Source organism: Sulfitobacter sp. AS92, assembly GCF_038900015.1.
GTDB lineage: Bacteria > Pseudomonadota > Alphaproteobacteria > Rhodobacterales > Rhodobacteraceae > Sulfitobacter.
On the sequence record NZ_JBBMQL010000005.1, the window covers coordinates 181185 to 197362 of the forward strand.

General features: G+C 60.7%; 16 protein-coding genes and 1 pseudogene. 9 read left to right on the top strand and 8 right to left on the bottom strand.

Annotated elements, in window-relative coordinates:
* The first annotated feature begins 37 nt into the window (after positions 1–37).
* A complete protein-coding gene (locus WNY61_RS11595; RefSeq protein ID WP_342851596.1) occupies positions 38–1669 on the top strand; it encodes a SulP family inorganic anion transporter in 1632 nt (543 codons plus the stop codon).
* A gap of 215 nt (positions 1670–1884) precedes the next feature.
* Here WNY61_RS11595 and WNY61_RS11600 read toward each other — a convergent pair whose 3' ends face one another.
* Positions 1885–2490 carry a flavin reductase family protein gene (locus WNY61_RS11600; protein WP_342851597.1) on the bottom strand — a complete coding sequence of 202 codons (606 nt, stop codon included), beginning with the start codon at positions 2488–2490 and terminating at the stop codon, positions 1885–1887.
* 93 nt (positions 2491–2583) lie between these two features.
* Here WNY61_RS11600 and WNY61_RS11605 point away from each other — a divergent pair, with 93 nt between their 5' ends.
* Positions 2584–3075 carry an N-acetyltransferase gene (locus tag WNY61_RS11605; protein WP_342851598.1) on the top strand — a complete coding sequence of 164 codons (492 nt, stop codon included), beginning with the start codon at positions 2584–2586 and terminating at the stop codon, positions 3073–3075.
* 51 nt (positions 3076–3126) lie between these two features.
* Complete coding sequence (locus WNY61_RS11610) at positions 3127–3894, top strand: EcsC family protein (RefSeq protein ID WP_342851599.1); 768 nt, start codon at positions 3127–3129, stop codon at positions 3892–3894.
* On the opposite strand, the gene modC is transcribed toward WNY61_RS11610, so the two are convergent.
* The 3 genes from modC to modA are packed head-to-tail and all read right to left on the bottom strand — an operon-like array spanning position 3895 to position 6399.
* A complete protein-coding gene (gene modC, locus WNY61_RS11615) occupies positions 3895–4983 on the bottom strand; it encodes a molybdenum ABC transporter ATP-binding protein (RefSeq protein WP_342851660.1) in 1089 nt (362 codons plus the stop codon).
* On the bottom strand, positions 4980–5672 hold the full coding sequence (gene modB, locus WNY61_RS11620) for a molybdate ABC transporter permease subunit (protein ID WP_342851600.1): 693 nt from the start codon (positions 5670–5672) through the stop codon (positions 4980–4982). The genes modC and modB overlap by 4 nt, the downstream gene beginning before the upstream one ends.
* Positions 5662–6399 carry a molybdate ABC transporter substrate-binding protein gene (modA, locus tag WNY61_RS11625; RefSeq protein ID WP_342851601.1) on the bottom strand — a complete coding sequence of 246 codons (738 nt, stop codon included), beginning with the start codon at positions 6397–6399 and terminating at the stop codon, positions 5662–5664. The genes modB and modA overlap by 11 nt, the downstream gene beginning before the upstream one ends.
* Positions 6400–6510: 111 nt before the next feature.
* On the opposite strand from modA, the gene WNY61_RS11630 reads away from it, so the two are divergent.
* The 5 genes from WNY61_RS11630 (at position 6511) to ptsP (ending at position 11939) form a co-directional block, all read left to right on the top strand.
* Positions 6511–6978, top strand: coding sequence for an NUDIX hydrolase (locus WNY61_RS11630; protein ID WP_342851602.1), 468 nt, complete (start codon positions 6511–6513; stop codon positions 6976–6978).
* A gap of 95 nt (positions 6979–7073) precedes the next feature.
* Positions 7074–7523 (top strand): DUF1178 family protein, encoded by a 450-nt coding sequence (locus WNY61_RS11635; protein WP_342851603.1) that lies wholly within the window; start codon positions 7074–7076, stop codon positions 7521–7523.
* Between the two features lie 43 nt (positions 7524–7566).
* Positions 7567–8211: an SDR family NAD(P)-dependent oxidoreductase gene (locus WNY61_RS11640; RefSeq protein WP_342851604.1), complete on the top strand. Its 645-nt coding sequence runs from the start codon at positions 7567–7569 to the stop codon at positions 8209–8211.
* An 87-nt stretch (positions 8212–8298) separates the two neighbouring features.
* Complete coding sequence (locus WNY61_RS11645) at positions 8299–9537, top strand: aspartate kinase (RefSeq protein ID WP_342851605.1); 1239 nt, start codon at positions 8299–8301, stop codon at positions 9535–9537.
* 161 nt (positions 9538–9698) lie between these two features.
* Complete coding sequence (ptsP, locus tag WNY61_RS11650) at positions 9699–11939, top strand: phosphoenolpyruvate--protein phosphotransferase (RefSeq protein ID WP_342851606.1); 2241 nt, start codon at positions 9699–9701, stop codon at positions 11937–11939.
* Positions 11940–11951: 12 nt separating this feature from the next.
* On the opposite strand, the pseudogene WNY61_RS11655 reads toward ptsP, so the two are convergent.
* Positions 11952–12068: pseudogene (locus WNY61_RS11655) on the bottom strand (epimerase); the annotation flags it as partial.
* Positions 12069–12086: 18 nt separating this feature from the next.
* On the opposite strand from WNY61_RS11655, the gene WNY61_RS11660 reads away from it, so the two are divergent.
* On the top strand, positions 12087–12446 hold the full coding sequence (locus tag WNY61_RS11660; protein ID WP_342851661.1) for an efflux RND transporter permease subunit: 360 nt from the start codon (positions 12087–12089) through the stop codon (positions 12444–12446).
* A 117-nt stretch (positions 12447–12563) separates the two neighbouring features.
* Here the strand turns inward: WNY61_RS11660 and WNY61_RS11665 are convergent, their stop codons facing one another.
* The 3 genes from WNY61_RS11665 to WNY61_RS11675 form a co-directional block, all read right to left on the bottom strand.
* On the bottom strand, positions 12564–13073 hold the full coding sequence (locus WNY61_RS11665) for a metallophosphoesterase family protein (RefSeq protein WP_342851607.1): 510 nt from the start codon (positions 13071–13073) through the stop codon (positions 12564–12566).
* Between the two features lie 324 nt (positions 13074–13397).
* On the bottom strand, positions 13398–14003 hold the full coding sequence (locus WNY61_RS11670) for an Isoquinoline 1-oxidoreductase subunit (protein ID WP_342851608.1): 606 nt from the start codon (positions 14001–14003) through the stop codon (positions 13398–13400).
* A 3-nt stretch (positions 14004–14006) separates the two neighbouring features.
* Positions 14007–16178, bottom strand: a complete 2172-nt coding sequence (locus WNY61_RS11675) for a xanthine dehydrogenase family protein molybdopterin-binding subunit (RefSeq protein WP_342851609.1) — start codon at positions 16176–16178, stop codon at positions 14007–14009.

Consider the following 16178-nt stretch of genomic DNA (forward strand, 5'->3'; position numbering starts at 1 on the left):
GCTCATATCTGTTTTCCGAAAGTCAAAGGACGCCCCTATGCGCGCCACGCTGCACAACTTTGCCAAGAACCTTGATGTGACCGATTTGCGCTGGATGCCTGACGATGGTTTCTCCATCGGACGGCTGCGGATCGAATTGCTGTCGGGGCTGACCGTGGCGCTTGCACTGGTGCCCGAAGCGGTGGCCTTTGCCTTTGTCGCCGGGGTGCATCCGCTGGTGGGGCTTTACGCGGCCTTCCTCGTCGGTCTGATCACAGCGCTGATTGGCGGCCGACCTGGCATGATCTCGGGTGCCACAGGGGCGTTGGCTGTGGTCATGGTCGCCTTGGTGGCGCAGCATGGGGTCGAGTACCTTTTTGCCACCGTGGTGCTGATGGGGCTTATGCAGATTTTCGCGGGCGTCATGCAATGGGGCAAGTTCATCCGACTGGTGCCGCATCCGGTGATGCTGGGCTTTGTCAACGGGCTCGCCATCGTGATTTTCCTGGCACAAATGAGCCAGTTTAAGGTGCCCGGCACGATGGTCGACACTGGCCATGGGATGGGTGGCGGTGAATGGCTTTCCGGTCAGCCGCTCGTGATGATGTTGGGATTGGTTGCCGCAACCATGGCGATCATTTGGGTCACACCGCGTATTACCCGCCTTATTCCTGCGCCCTTGGCAGGCATTGGGATCATTGCCGCGCTGGTGATCGGCTTTGGCCTTGATGTGCCGCGCGTGGGCGATCTGGCCTCGATCCAAGGGGGGCTGCCAGAATGGCATATTCCTATGGTGCCGCTGACGTGGGAAACCTTTGAGATTATCCTGCCCTATGCGGTGATCCTTGCGGCAATTGGCCTGATCGAATCCCTGCTAACGCTGAACCTTGTTGGCGATCTGACGGGCAAGCGCGGTGGCGCGAGCCAGGAATGTATCGCCCAAGGCGTGGCCAATACCGTCACCGGCTTTTTTGGTGGCATGGGCGGCTGTGCGATGATCGGTCAGTCGATGATCAACGTGAAATCCGGTGGGCGGACGCGTGTAGCAGGCATCGCGGCGGCGGTATTCCTGCTGCTCTTCATCCTCGTTGGCTCTTCGGTGATCGAACTGATCCCGCTAGCGGCGTTGGTCGGCGTGATGTTCATGGTGGTGATCGGCACCTTCGCGTGGAACTCGCTCACGATCCTGCGCAAGGTGCCGCTGATGGACGCTTTCGTGATCATTTTGGTCACAGTGGTCACCGTGATGGAAGACCTCGCCGTGGCGGTAGTCGTCGGCGTAATCGTCTCGGCGCTGGCCTATGCGTGGAACAACGCGCGGCGCATCCATGCCAGCACCCGCCAGTCGGTGCGCGAGGAAGGGGCCAAGGTCTATGAAATCCACGGGCCGCTGTTCTTTGGATCCGCAGATGGCTTTGCTGAGCTGTTCGACGTGGAAAACGATCCCGAAGTGGTGATCGTCGATTTTGCTGACAGCCGGGTGGTGGATCAATCCGCCCTACAGGCGATTGAGGCAATGGCGGCGAAATACGAGGCAGCGGGCAAGCGTCTGCAATTGCGTCACCTCAGCCGCGATTGTCACCGGTTGTTGAACAAGGCTGGGCATCTCATTGTCGATAGTGACGATGACCCCGATTATGAATTGGCCGTGGATTACGACGTGCGCACCGGGGTTCTGGGCGGGCACTGAAAAAGAAAGCCCGGCGTTCAATCGAAGCGCCGGGTTTTTTCTTTCACCCCAGCCCGGAATCAAGCCGCAGGCGCCGGGCCAGCGCTTGCCCGCCCGGACGGGTAGGCGATTTGGTGAGGCTAGGCGCTCCTTCGAGAACGCACATCATGGTTGAGCCATAAAGTGGCAGCATAGGCCTTAGGATCGCCCACCCGCGGGCAGGCGCTGGCCCTTACTCAATCATCAGGCCGCTTCAGCTCGAACAACTCGCGCACCACCGTGTAATCACGATACCCCATCCGCGACAGCGGCTGGTACTGCGTCACGTCAAAACGTCCGTCCACCACGCAATCGTCGCGCAGATGGACGCCCACAACTTCACCAAAGACCACAAAGTTCGCCTCACCGGGCAGTTGCACGATCTGCGTCACCTTGCATTCCAGGTTCGCCGGGGCATCGGCCACCCGCGCACAAGCGATCTGATCACATTCCGCCTTGGCGATCCCGGCGCGCTGAAACTCATCGGTGCCATGCGGCAACTGCGCAGACGTCACGTTCATCACATCCCGCGCGGCATATTCGACGATGTTGACACAAAAGGCACCGGTCTCGCGGATATTGGCCACCGAATCCTTGGTGCCGTCCACATCATCCTTGGCGCTGGTCGACGCGAACATCACCTGCGGCGGCACATAGGCCACGGCGTTAAAGAAAGAATAGGGCGCGAGGTTGTCGCGGCCTTGACCATCGCGGCTGGAGATCCAGCCGATGGGGCGCGGGGTTACGATGGCGTTGAATGGGTTATGCGGCAGACCATGGCCGTCTTCGGGACGATAGAACATGAACACTCCTTGATAGTTTGCACCCATGGCTAGCCTCATGCTACGTCCAGCGCCACCCGCAATTGCTCCTGAAAGCCTCCGGCCTTGCATCAGATGCCCTATAAGATGACCCCGGAGGGGCCCGCCGACCATTGGGAGGTTGAGGCGCTTTATGACACCTGTTTCGCGCCGGGGCGCGAGGCGCTGTCGTCTTACCGGCTGCGCGATGGCGTGCCGCCCGTGGCAGGGCTGAGCCATGTGGCGCGTGACAGTGGTGGTATTCTGGCGGGCGCAATTCGCTATTGGCCCGTTAGGATCGGCGCGACAGAGGCGCTGCTGCTTGGTCCGGTTGCCGTCCACCCGACCCGTCAGGGCGAAGGGCTGGGCGCGGCCTTGATTGAAACCTCGCTGGCGCAGGCGGGGCCGCTTGGTTGGGAACGGGTGATGTTGGTGGGTGATGCGCCTTACTATAACCGCTTTGGCTTTACCCTGTTGCAAAACGTGGAAATGCCCCCGCCGACAAACCCCGCACGCGTCTTGGGCCGGTCCTTGGCTGAGGATGCTTGGGCCGGCGTAATCGGCAAGGTTCGCCACTGGCACGATTGATTTTACCCCAGCCCCGACCCACATTGAGCCTAAGCTCAAAGAGGGACGCCCATGCGGATCGAAAGCAACCTGCCCAGCACCATCGACGTTGATGCCCGACTGGATGAAATCGCCCGGCGCTACAAACAGGCGGGAGGGGTTGGCATCCATGTGCTGAATCTGATCGGCGGCAGTGCGGATGGGTTGATCGACCGTTTGCCGGGGGCTGTGCGTCGCAATCTCGAAAGTGCCACGATGAAGGCGCTGAACCACGCCATGCAGGCTGCGCATTCCAGCCGCAGCTATGTGAAGGACCAGCAAGGTTGGCTAAACCAAGCGGTCTCGACCGCAATGGGGGCCGCTGGCGGGGCCGGGGGGCTGCCCACCGCGCTGGCCGAGCTGCCCGTGACCACCACGCTGCTGTTGCGGGTTATTCAGGGCGTGGCCGCAGAACATGGGTTTGATCCAGCGGCCGAGAACGTGCAGTTCGATTGCGTGCATGTGTTTACCGCCGCCGGGCCGCTGGCCGATGACGACAGTGCCGATCTGGGGTTTCTGACCGTGCGCATGGCGTTGACGGGGCGGGCGATGAACGCGGTGATCGCCCGTGTGGCACCGCGCCTCGCCGTGGTGTTGGGCCAAAAACTCGCAGCCCAAGCAGTGCCGGTGCTGGGGGCGGTGGCCGGGGCGGCGACGAATTACGCCTATACCAGCTATTATCAGGATATGGCGCATGTGCATTTCGGCATGCGCAAACTGGCGATTGAGGCCGATATCCCTCAGGAAGAATTGGTCGCGCGGTTGCGCCAGAAAATGGGCCGAAAGCCCCCGAAACGTTGATCAACGCCCAATGCTGCCCGGTGCCACGGTGGTCGCTTTAATAATGGCGTAGCACTCCATCCCTGCGCGCAGGTCAAGATCGCGCACGGCGCGCGCTGTAACGCGGACAAGTAGGCGGTCTCCGCCTGCGCTGAGGGCAATGGCCGCACCCGGCCCGTCGCCCGGATGCACGGCCTCCACCCGCACTGCTAGAATATTGACCGATGACAGCCCTTCGGGCCGTTGGCGGGATAGGATGACATCTTGTGCCAATACCCGCAGCCGCACCCGCGATCCAATCGGGGCCTGCACGCCCGGCAGTTCCAGCTGCCCCGCCCGCACAGCCAAGGTCGAGAGGCCATCCTCGGCATGGTTGATGACATCAGCTTCCAGCACTGCACCAGCTTCGCGCACGCCCAGCAGGGGCACGGCGGCAGGATCAGCCATCACGTCGAACAGCGCGCCTTGCGCTTTGAGCCGCCCATCTTGCAACAGAACCAGACGGTCGGCCAGCCGCGCGATTTCATCCACCGCATGACTGACATAAAGGATCGGCAGGCCCAAACCGCCATCGCGTAGGCGTTCAAGATAGGGGAGGATCTCTTGCTTGCGTGGTCCATCGAGGCTCGCCAGTGGCTCGTCCATCAGCAGTAAACGCGGGCGACACAAAAGCGCCCGGCCAAGGGCGACGCGTTGTTTTTCTCCGCCCGACAGTGTTGCGGGGGCGCGCGTTAAAAGTGGTTCAAGTCCCAACAGATCGACGACATCATCGAAACCGGCGCCCCGGCTGCCGCGTGGGCCATAGCGCGCGCCGAAGGTTAGGTTTCGGCGAACGTCGAGATGTGGAAAAAGCCGCGCATCTTGAAAGACATAGCCCAGCCTGCGCCGATGTGGAGGCACCCAGATGCCGCGCTCTGTGTCCAAGAGGGTCTCACCGTCCAGCACCACGCGCCCCATGTCGGGGCGCAGCAACCCGGCGACCGCATTTATCACTGTCGTTTTGCCCGCGCCCGAGCGGCCAAAAAGAGCGGTGATGCCACCTTCGGTGCTGAAGGACAGATCCAGATTGAACCCGTCAAACCCGTGGCGCAGCGTGACCTCCAGCATCAGCGCGCCCCTGAAATCCGTTTGGCGACCCGTCGCGCCAAGGCTTCGGAAAGCAGCACGGCGGCCAGCGCCACCAGCCCGGCCAAGGCTGCCATGGCCAAGGCGCGGTTTTCGCCGCCCGGCACCTGCAACGCGGTCCAAATCGCGCTCGGCAAGGTTTGGGTCTGACCGGGGATATTGGCGACGAAGGTGATCGTGGCACCGAATTCGCCCATCGCCTTGGCAAAGCCCATCACAGCCCCGGCGAGGATGCCGGGAAAGATCAGCGGCAGGGTCACGCGGCAGAACACGCTAACGCGCGGCGCGCCGAGCGTGGCCGCGGCGGCTTCGATCCGGGGATCGACGGCTTCGATCGCCAGACGCATGGCGCGGACCATCAGCGGGAAACCCATGATGAGCGCGGCCAGAACCGCCCCGGTCCAGTGAAAAGCGAGGCCGATGCCAAGGCTCTCCAACAGCCGCCCCAAGGGGGCGTTGCGGCCAAAGCTTAACAGCAGCAAATAGCCCGTCACCACCGGTGGCAGAACCAATGGCAAATGGACCAGCGCACTCAGAAGACCCTTGCCGGGAAACTCCTTACGGGCGAGGATCCATGCGACCCAAAGCGCCAGCGGAAGGGAGCAGAGCATCGCCACGCTCGCCACCCGCAGCGACAGCGTGAGCGCGGCCCAAGCGGCAGCATCAAGATCCATGATCGGCCCGGACGAAACCATGGCCTTCAAGAATAGCCTGCGCCTTTTCCGTGGTCAGAAACGCAAGTAAACCCGCGCCCGCTGGGGTCAAGGCGGCGGCGGGATAGGTGATGGGGGCATGGGTGTCGGCGGGCACCTCAAAGACAACCTGCACGTCAGCCTCGGCATGGGCGTCGCTGGCATAGACCACGCCAAAGGGTGTATCGCCGCGCGCGACCAAGGCCAACGCGGCGCGGACATTGTCGGTCTCGGCCAATTGGTTTTGCAAACCCTTCCACAACCCCTCATGCGTCAGCCAGTCGCGGGCGTAGCTGCCTGCGGGCACCGCGTCGCGTTGGCCCATCGCCAGCCGACCCGTGGGGCCAAGCCGGGCGGGAAGGTCCGCAGGATGAGACAGCGATGCGGTCCCTTTGGGAGCAATCAGAACCAAGTGGTTGCGGGCGATGATCTGCGCCTCCTCAGCGGCGATGATCCCTTGATCTGCCAACCAATCCATCCAATCAGTGTTCGCGAGCAGAACGACATCCGCAGGCGCTCCGGCGGCGACCTGCCGCGCCATCGTGCCCGACCCGCCATAGGCCAAGACCAAGGGCACGGGAAACGCCGCGGCGATCTCCTCAAGTGCGCCGCGCAGGCTGGCGGCAGCAAAGACTGTCAGCGGCGCCTCGGCCCGAAGGGGGAGGGCAAGGCTGCATAACAGGGTCAGAAGGGCGCAAAATCTTATCATTTTGGTAGTATCTTTGATGCATTGAGGGGGGGCAAGTGCATATGGCCAGACAAGGATTGCCGCGCTAGGGTGAAAGTGAAAACAACCAGCCAGAGGGTGCGGCTGCGGCGGATGACGACACAGGTACCGATATCCTTGAACGGTGGGCAGAAGAACGATCTGCGCATTCAATTTGCGGCACTTTGCTGGCGTCGCAAACGTGGCAAGTTGCAGGTTTTGCTGATCACCTCGCGCGGCAGAAAGCGTTGGATCATCCCCAAAGGCTGGCCAATGGACGGGAAAACTCCCGCGGCCTCGGCCTTGGTTGAAGCATGGGAAGAAGGCGGCGTCGTTGGGCAGGTGCGCGGGCAATGTCTGGGCGTCTATAGCTATGCCAAAACGGGTGAGGACGGGGCGGTGCCCTGTCTGGCTATGCTTTACCCCGTGAAGGTCAAAGCATTGGCCAAACAGTTCCCTGAAAAGGGACAGCGCAAGCGGATGTGGTGCTCGCGCCGGAAGGCCGCGCGGTTGGTGGATGCACCCGATCTGGCGCGGCTGATCCGCGATTTCGATCCGCGCAGTGGCGGCTTGGCGGGCTAATCGCACATGACCGTGACCCGCGGGCCAGTCCCGGCTATCTTGACCTCTCGACCGCTGCAGCCCATTTAAAGAATAGATTTTCAAGGACCGGGCGAATGATCCGCTATGCGTTAAAATGCGAGGCCGGACATGGTTTCGACAGTTGGTTCCAATCGGCGGCCGCATTTGACAGCCTCGCCCGCGCCGGACATCTAAGCTGTGCGGTCTGCGGATCGGGCGACGTGAGCAAATCGCTGATGGCCCCGCGCGTGACGTCGGGCGAGAGTGCGCCAGCGGCCCCCGAGGCGGCAGAGAAATCCGTCCCTGTCCTGTCCAACCCTCCGGGCGATGTCGAAAAAGCCCTTACAGCGTTGCGCAAAAAGGTGGAATCCACATCGGATTACGTGGGCAAAAACTTTGTTCGTGAAGCGCGTGACATGCACGCAGGGCGCATCCCTGAACGCGCGATCTATGGCGAAGCGCGGCTAGATCAGGCGCGGGCCTTGGTGGAGGAAGGCGTTCCCTTGATGCCACTGCCGTTCAGACCCAAACGCCAACTTTCCTGATGGCCCATTCTTGTAAAGGCCCAATCTTCTTAAAGGACCGCCCATGACCATCGTTATCACCGGCGCAAGCCGCGGCATCGGCGCGGCGCTGGCCGCCCAGTATGAAGCCGCAGGCGAAAAGGTGATCGGCACCGCGCGCGGCGCGGGGGTGGAGGCTGTGTTGGATGTGACCGACCCGGCAAGCCACGTGGCCTTTGCCAGAACGCTAAAAGACCGCCCATTGGACCTGCTGATCTGCAACGCTGGCGTCTATCTTGATAAGGGTGACGATCTGGAAACCGGCTTTGGTCCTGATCTCTGGGCACAGAGTTTCGCGACCAATGTGACCGGCGTGTTCCTGACGGTGCAGTCGCTTCTGCCCAATTTGCGGGCTGCTTCGGGCGCGAAAATCGCGATCATCGCATCGCAAATGGGGTCTTCAACGCGGGCACCGGGGGGCAGTTACATCTACCGCACCTCCAAAGCGGCAGCGATCAATCTGGGGCGTAATTTGGCGGTTGATCTCAAGCCTGAGGGCATCGCCGTCGGCATTTACCATCCCGGCTGGGTCCGCACGGATATGGGTGGCGATCAGGGCGAGATCAGCGTCACGGAATCCGCTCAAGGTCTTGCACAACGGATCGCCACGCTGGACCTTGCTCAAACAGGCTGCTTTGAGACATGGGATGGCCGGGCGCATCCGTTCTAGGCCGCGCGGCATAACGTCATGTTAAATAGGCTTGCCCTTGCCGTGCCGTGGGCTTAGACCGCGCTGGACTGTTGCGCGGGGGACAATATGCCTGTTCTGGTTATGAAATTCGGTGGGACTTCGGTCGCCACTTTGGACCGTATTCGCCGCGCGGCTAAACGCGTGGGCGTCGAGGTTGCCAAGGGCTATGACGTGATCGTTATCGTCTCGGCCATGTCGGGCGAGACGAACAAGCTGGTTGGCTTCGTCAATGAGACCTCGCCGCTTTATGATGCGCGCGAATATGACGCCATTGTGTCGAGCGGGGAGAATGTGACCGCTGGTCTGATGGCGCTGACCTTGCAGGAAATGGACGTGCCTGCGCGCTCGTGGCAGGGCTGGCAGGTGCCGGTGCGCACGACCGATGCCCACTCCGCCGCCCGGATCGAGGAAATCCCTACCGACAACATCACCGCTAAATTCGGCGAAGGCATGAAGGTTGCGGTGGTTGCGGGCTTTCAGGGCATCAGCCCGCAGGGCCGGATCACCACGCTGGGCCGGGGCGGGTCTGACACGACGGCTGTGGCCTTTGCCGCCGCCTTTGATGCGGAACGCTGCGATATCTATACCGATGTGGACGGCGTTTATACGACCGACCCGCGGGTGGAATCCAAGGCCCGCAAACTTGACAAGATCTCCTTTGAAGAGATGCTGGAGCTCGCGTCGCTCGGGGCGAAGGTTTTGCAGACCCGCTCGGTCGAACTGGCGATGCGCTACAAGGTTAAACTGCGGGTGTTGAGCAGTTTCGAAGAACAATCTGACGATGCCGGGACGCTCGTCTGCGATGAGGAGGAAATCATGGAAAGCAATGTGGTGGCCGGGGTCGCGTTTTCCCGTGATGAGGCAAAGATGACCTTGGTGTCCGTGGCAGACCGCCCCGGCATCGCGGCGACGATCTTTACCGCGCTCAGCGATGGTGGCGTGAACGTCGACATGATCGTTCAGAACATAGCCGAAGAAGGTCGCACCGATATGACGTGGTCCTGCCCCGTCGATCAGGTGATCCGCGCCGAAAAGGCGATGGAAAAAGCCCATGAAGATGGCATCATCAACTACCAAGAGCTGATCGCTGACAAGGGTGTGGCCAAGGTTTCCGTGGTGGGCATCGGCATGCGCAGCCATACTGGTGTGGCCGCCAAGATGTTCAAAGTCCTCTCGGACGAAGGCATCAACATCAAGGTTATCACCACGTCTGAAATAAAGATCAGTGTGCTGATTGATCGTAAGTATATGGAGTTGGCCGTGCAGGCGCTTCATGATGCTTTCGAACTGGATAAAGCGGCCTAAGGGTCTGCAATCAAAGAGGTTTTACGCGGGCCCTTCGCCTGCGTAAAACTGCAGCATCCTGCCGATATGCTGGCCTTGGATGCGGGGTTTTGCGCGAATAGCATTTCTATCCTTGCGCGAGTGCGCTAAACCCTGCTCCAGAGGGACAGGGACCAAACCATATGGGCGAACGGGTTGAGACAGAGAGCCGAAAGCTGCTTGGGCGGCTGCGCGATGCGATGGCCAGTGATTTGGCCGGCCAAGCGCGGCTGGATAAGATTACCCAGTTGATTGCCAACTCCATGGGCTGCGAAGTCTGCTCGATCTATTTGTTCCGCGATGAAGATACGCTTGAGCTTTGTGCGACTGAAGGTCTGAACGAGGCGGCGGTGCATGAAACCCGCATGAAATTGGGCGAAGGTCTGGTGGGCCGCGTGGCCAAGCGGCGCAACGTCATCAACACGCCCGACGCGCCGCAGGCTGCCGGTTTCCGCTTCATGCCGGAAACGGGGGAGGAGATTTATTCCTCGTTCCTTGGGGTGCCGATCCAGCGCTTGGGCGAGACGCTGGGCGTGTTGGTCGTACAATCCAAACAGGCACGGGAGTTCTCCGCCGACGAGGTCTATGCGCTGGAAGTTGTCGCCATGGTGCTGGCCGAAATGGCCGAACTTGGCGCCTTTGTTGGCGAGGGCGCTGCGATGTTGGCCCGTCACAGTCAGCCGGTTTTGTTGCGCGGCACCGTAGGGCAAGAGGGCGTGGCCGAAGGTCATGTTTGGCTGCATGAGCCGCGCGTGGTCGTTTCCAACCCCATTGCCGATGACCCGGAACGCGAGACCGAGCGTCTGACCGAAGCAGTTGAGCAATTGCGCGTCAGTGTTGACCAATTGTTAAGCCTTACCGCCGACAAAGAGCAGCAACAGGTGCTTGAAGCGTACCGCATGTTCGCCAATTCCAAAGGCTGGATGCGGCGGATGGTGGAGGATATTCATAGTGGGCTGAGTGCCGAGGCTGCGGTTGAGAAAGAACAATCCATGGCCCGCGCCCGGTTGGGGCAGGTCAATGACGCCTATCTGCGTGAACGTCTGTCGGATCTTGATGACCTGTCAAATCGTTTACTGCGGCATTTGACGGGGCAGGGCACCGACACGGGCGCAGAGATGCCCGTCGATCCGATCCTCGTGGCGCGCAACATCGGACCGGCGGAACTGCTGGATTATGGGCGGTCGCTGCGCGGCATTGTGTTGGAGGGCGGCTCGGTCGGCTCTCATGCGGCGATCGTGGCGCGGGCGCTGGCGATTCCATTGATCGTTCATGCCAACCGCATCACCAACGACGCGCTGAATGGCGACCACATTATGGTCGATGGGGAACAGGGCGTGGTGCATCTGCGGCCTGATGATACCGTCGCCACGGCTTTCCGCGACAAGATCGCGATGCAGGCAGAGGCACAAGAACGCTATGCCTCGATCCGCGACAAACCAGCTGAGACGAAATGCGGGAAGATCATCAGCTTGCAGATGAACGCAGGACTGATGGCCGATCTGCCCTCCCTTGAGGGGTCGGGGGCCGAAGGCGTAGGGCTCTTTCGCACCGAGCTGCAGTTTCTTGTGCGTAACCAAATGCCGCGCCGGACTGAACTGGCCGCACTTTATGCTCGTGTGCTTGATGCCGCACATGGCCGCCGCGTGGTGTTTCGCACGCTCGACATCGGGTCGGACAAGGTGCTGCCCTATATGAAGCCCAACGATGAGCCGAACCCCGCCTTGGGCTGGCGCGCGATCCGTGTGGGATTGGACAAGCCGGGGGTCATGCGAATGCAGCTGCAGGCGCTGATCCGCGCCGCCGCCGGGCGGCCGCTGACGGTAATGTTCCCATTTGTGGCCCAGTTCGAGGAGTTCCGTGCCGCCCGTGCTGAGGTCGACAAGGCGATGGAACGTGAGCGTATTTTGGGCCATGTGCTGCCTGAGAAACTTGAAATTGGTGCGATGCTTGAGACACCCAGCCTCGCCTTTGCGCCGAAAAAGTTCTTTGAAGAGGTGGAGTTTCTCTCCATCGGGGGCAACGATCTTAAACAGTTTTTCTTTGCCGCTGATCGTGAGAATGAGCGGGTGCGGCGTCGCTATGACACGCTGAATGTCTCTTTCTTAACCTTCCTTGAGGGCATCGTCGCGCGTTGTGCCGAAACCGATACGGCGCTGTCATTCTGTGGTGAGGATGCGGGCCGCCCCGTCGAAGCATTGTGTTTCGCGGCCATTGGGCTCAACACCCTATCGATGCGCCCGGCGTCAATCGGGCCAGTCAAAAGCCTGCTGCGACGTTGCAATCTGGATGACGTGCGCGAAGTCATCCACGCGGCGCGCGAACGGGGTGATATGTCGGTCCGAGGCGCTGTGATGGATTACGTGCGCCAGCAGCACCAGTAATGATTGCCGCGGCTATCTGCCGTGATAGTCCCGAAACCATGTGACGAAACGCGCGATGCCCTCGTGGATGTCGGTCTGGGGCCGGTAGCCGGTAAGCCGATGTAGCAGCGTGGCGTCTGCCCAAGTGGCGGCTCTGGCGCAACTATCATCGAAACAGTTGCGGCGACCCGCGATGCTTTGGAAGAACTGCGCAAAGATTGGCCCGAAAGCATTAACGTGACTTGCTTTCAGGATCAGTCCGAAGAGGTGGAAACTCTGCTTGCTGACTTAGTGGCAAACGTTATTGCCGCTGTTTTGCTAGTCATGATCGTTATCGTGGCCGCGCTTGGTCTTCGCTGGGCCACTCCTGTTGACCTCGCCATTCCCGGCGCCTTTCTCGTCGGTGCGACTGGTGCGAACCTGAACTTCTTCACACGCGAAATCGTCTTTGGTGCGCCGTCGACCCAATACTGGACCGAACTTTCGAGCGCTATTGTAGGGGGGGGCTCGTCGTGGCCACGCTGCTGACACTCGTCCTGACACCCGCCATGTTGCTGTTTGGAGATAATCGAAACCGCCAAGGGGGGGGCGGGCTTCATACGTCGGCATGTCCGCTTCGTCTCTGTCTGTCGTAGGTTTCGTTATCTAGACAAGCAGTGTGTGGATTATAGCGCGAGGGTGGTCGACATCCTTCCATAGGAAAGCCAGCGAAATCGGAAGGCGGAACCGCCGGGGGCCAGCGGCGCCGGGGTTGAGCCATAAGGGGCTGCCGCTGGCTTCGATCCGAGGCTTGTGAGAATGGCCCGATATCACAACGTCCACCCCTTCCGCTTCTGGATCGGCCCTTAGGTCTTTGCGGTTATGAATCATGTAAATGCGCAGCCCGCAAAGTGTAAGGCTGGCCGTTTCTGGCAACGCATCTGCCCAATCTCCGCGGTCGATGTTGCCGCGGATTGCCGTTACCGAGGCGATGCGCGCCAGCGTTTTAAGGTGCTCGGGATCGCCGATATCGCCTGCATGGAGGATATGCCTGACGCCCTCGAGGGCATCCAATGCTTCGGGGCGCAAGAGACCGTGCGTGTCGGATATGACGCCGATACGCTCCCCCAAAGGGGGCAGGCGGGTTGGTTGCACGGGATTGTCGCTGTAGGTCATTTCTATTCCGCCAGAAGCTGAGGATCCTTACGCGCCGAAAATCTACTTGTCGCGCTAAACTTGCATCGAACACTACAAATTCACTGATGCTACGTGGTTTCAACATGTGAACACTGGCAACGCGCAGGCGTATTTCGGTTTCAGGGTGCCGTACGGGAGCTGTTGATAACCTCTTGCAAACGCTGTGTTATTCGCGGGAGACTTAATCTATCTGCAGCCAGCAATAGCGCAGGCCGAAGATAGTGTTTTGCCATCCTAAAAACTTCACCGTCACCGAGCATATAAGGCGCTTCTTTCAAAGCCATTGGAATTCCCCCGATCGGGTCACCCTGTCGGGCAAGCCGCACCAGTGTCGATCCACGCCTGCGTCAAGGCGCCAAACACCTCCTGTGAACCGGGGGCTGGCGTTCGGCCGACGCCCGGCTCCCAGCCCCAACCGACCAGCCCGTCTTCTGCGTTGTGCTCATGCAGTTCGGCCAGCGTCCGGTCACCGTTGCGTTTCGGGTCTTTAAGTTGCGCGCAAACCTCTGCTGCCGTTAGCCCAACCCATCCCATTTCAATCGGCGCAAGCTGCCATGGCTCGTGTCCGGGGATCGACCCCTCGCCGGTGGTATAGGTAAAGTTTTTAGACCCATGGCATGTCGAACAGCGCATGCCCGGCGCACCGAAGTCGGCATCGCCCCGGACAACGGGCGGCTGGTGCGGCTGCATGTCGTCCCCCTGCAAGGGCGTGTTGTTCACCGGATGGCAGTTCATGCAGCGCGGGCTTTCGATCACGAGAAACATTTCTTCGAAGAGCGCGACGGACCGATCAGCTTCATTGTCGATGCTGTCGAACTCGTCAGCCGTGCGCAGGCCATTGACAGTTTCGGCATTGACCGCGCCAGCCCAAAGAATGCTGACTACGGCCAGTTTGGAAAAAGTGTTCATGGCTTAGGCTCCGTTCGCGGACAAGAAGGGCAGGGTGGTCACGTTTGTACCGGTTAGAGCGCGCCATGCGTTGGCGACAGCAGGGCCCACGGGGGGCGTGCCCGGCTCACCAATGCCGGTCGGGTCCAGCGGGCTTTCGATGATTTCCACCTCGACCGCAGGCATCTCGTTGATCCGGATCATCCGGTAGGTGTCAAAGTTCTGCTCTTGCACCACGCCCCCTTCTCCGAGGGTCACTGCGTTGAACAAGATACTCCCCAAGCCATAGCCGATGCCGCCTTCGATTTGGGCGCGGATCACGTTGGGGTTCACCGCAACACCGCAATCCACGGCGCACCAGACTTTCGTCACATGGGGGAACCCATCGCGGTCTTCGACTTCGGCAATCTGAGCCACATAGGTGCCAAAGGATTCGTGCAAAGCCACGCCATAGCCTTTGTCGCCCTTCACTTTGGTCCCGTCCCAATCGGCCATCTCAGCGACCTTTTCCAGCACCGCCCGGTCACGGCCCATATCACCCTTCAACAGGTCCAGCCGGCCTTGCAATGGGTCTTTGCCGCCCGCTTCGAGCAGGTGATCCAAGAACACTTCGGTGGCGTATCCAGTGTGCGAGTGCCCAACCGAGCGCCACCACAGAACCGGCACCGCACTTTCCGCGCGGACCCAATCCACACGCAAGTTGGCCAGATTATAGGGCATCTTGACCGCCCCCTCATAAGACGTTGGGTCCTTGCCGTCCTTCATCATCTGCTCCATCGGGCCACCGGCCATGATGGATTGGTTCACAATGACATCGTGCCAGCCAACGATGTTGCCATCGGTATCAACCGCACCGCGCATTTTGTGGACGGTCATCGGGCGGTAATAGCCGCCAGCCAAGTCGTCTTCGCGGGTCCAGATCAGTTTCCAGGCCCCGTCACGCCCGGCGGCCTTGGCAATCGCGCTGATTTCATTGCCGATCTGAGCAGACGGCTGAGCGCGGCGGCCAAAGGACCCACCTGCCAACATGACGTTCAGCTTCACATTCTCGACCGGCAAGCCGAGGGTGCCCGCAACTGCCTGCCTGTCAAAACCGGGGAATTGGTAGCCGCCCCAAGTTTCGGCGCTGCCCTCTTTCACCTGAATGACAGCGTCTAGCGGCTCCATCGGCGCATGGGCGAGGTAGGGGAACCGGAATTCCATTTCGACCACGTTCTGGCTTTCGGAAAGGGACGCGTCGACATCGCCGACTTCCTCCGCAGCCCGCGCCTCGCCGCTATTAGCCAACGCAGCAAAATCTTCCATCATCTGGGCCGAAGTCCGCGTCTCTGCGGCACTGTCGTCCCACTCAACCGTCAGCGCATTGCGCCCGGAGAGCGCCGCATGGGTTGATGTTGCGTAGACCGCAATCCCTTGCGGAATTTGACGCACCGCTGTGACGCCGGGCATTTTCAGCGCATCGGCGTCGTCAAAGCTGGCGACAGTTCCGCCCAACATGGGCGCGTGACGGATTACGACATATTCCATGCCGGGCAGGTCCATATCCATCGTAAACACGGCAGACCCCGTAGATTTGGCCTGACTGTCGAGCTTGGGGCGATCTTTGCCGATCAGGACAAAATCCTTGGGGTCTTTGACGGGGGGATCTTCGGGCGGGGTTAGCATCGCGGCCTTTGTGGCCAGCGGTCCAAAGGTCGAAGATTTATCGCCAGAGGTCAGCACGCCACCGGAGATGGTGATCGTAGACGCATCCACGCCCCAATCTTCTGCTGCGGCTTGTACTAGCATCGCGCGGGCCGCAGCACCTGCTTTGCGCATTTGGGTGTAGCTGTTGGCCATTGCGGTCGATCCGCCTGTGGCTTGCAGGCCGAATAAGAGATTCTTGTATTTCTCGTCGTCCGCCGGCGCGGATTCGGCGCGCATCTGGCTCCAGTCCGCATCCATTTCCTCTGCAACCAGCGTGGAAAGGCCGGTGAAGGGGCCCTGGCCGAATTCGATGTGTTTGATGATGACGGTGACGGTGTCGTCTTCGGCGACCCGAATAAAGGCGTTCGGTGCGAATGTGGGCTCGGTGCCATCCGGCTGGAACGCGAGTGCCGCCCCCGATTGCGCACGACCGCGCATGGGCAGCGCCACGGCAATGACAAGGCCCAGCGAGGAGGCAAGAAAGTTGCGTCGGCTTTGTGTGATGGTCAT

Bases quoted from the DNA above. Each gene is read 5' to 3' on its own strand.
- WNY61_RS11595 (WP_342851596.1), top strand. From the start codon at position 38: ATGCGCGCCACGCTGCACAACTTTGCCAAGAACCTTGATGTGACCGAT.
- WNY61_RS11600 (WP_342851597.1), bottom strand. From the start codon at position 2,490: ATGTTCTATCGTCCCGAAGACGGCCATGGTCTGCCGCATAACCCATTC.
- WNY61_RS11605 (WP_342851598.1), top strand. From the start codon at position 2,584: ATGCCCTATAAGATGACCCCGGAGGGGCCCGCCGACCATTGGGAGGTT.
- WNY61_RS11610 (WP_342851599.1), top strand. From the start codon at position 3,127: ATGCGGATCGAAAGCAACCTGCCCAGCACCATCGACGTTGATGCCCGA.
- modB (WP_342851600.1), bottom strand. From the start codon at position 5,672: ATGGATCTTGATGCTGCCGCTTGGGCCGCGCTCACGCTGTCGCTGCGG.
- modA (WP_342851601.1), bottom strand. From the start codon at position 6,399: ATGATAAGATTTTGCGCCCTTCTGACCCTGTTATGCAGCCTTGCCCTC.
- WNY61_RS11630 (WP_342851602.1), top strand. From the start codon at position 6,511: ATGACGACACAGGTACCGATATCCTTGAACGGTGGGCAGAAGAACGAT.
- WNY61_RS11635 (WP_342851603.1), top strand. From the start codon at position 7,074: ATGATCCGCTATGCGTTAAAATGCGAGGCCGGACATGGTTTCGACAGT.
- WNY61_RS11640 (WP_342851604.1), top strand. From the start codon at position 7,567: ATGACCATCGTTATCACCGGCGCAAGCCGCGGCATCGGCGCGGCGCTG.
- WNY61_RS11645 (WP_342851605.1), top strand. From the start codon at position 8,299: ATGCCTGTTCTGGTTATGAAATTCGGTGGGACTTCGGTCGCCACTTTG.
- ptsP (WP_342851606.1), top strand. From the start codon at position 9,699: ATGGGCGAACGGGTTGAGACAGAGAGCCGAAAGCTGCTTGGGCGGCTG.
- WNY61_RS11665 (WP_342851607.1), bottom strand. From the start codon at position 13,073: ATGACCTACAGCGACAATCCCGTGCAACCAACCCGCCTGCCCCCTTTG.
- WNY61_RS11670 (WP_342851608.1), bottom strand. From the start codon at position 14,003: ATGAACACTTTTTCCAAACTGGCCGTAGTCAGCATTCTTTGGGCTGGC.
- WNY61_RS11675 (WP_342851609.1), bottom strand. From the start codon at position 16,178: ATGACCATCACACAAAGCCGACGCAACTTTCTTGCCTCCTCGCTGGGC.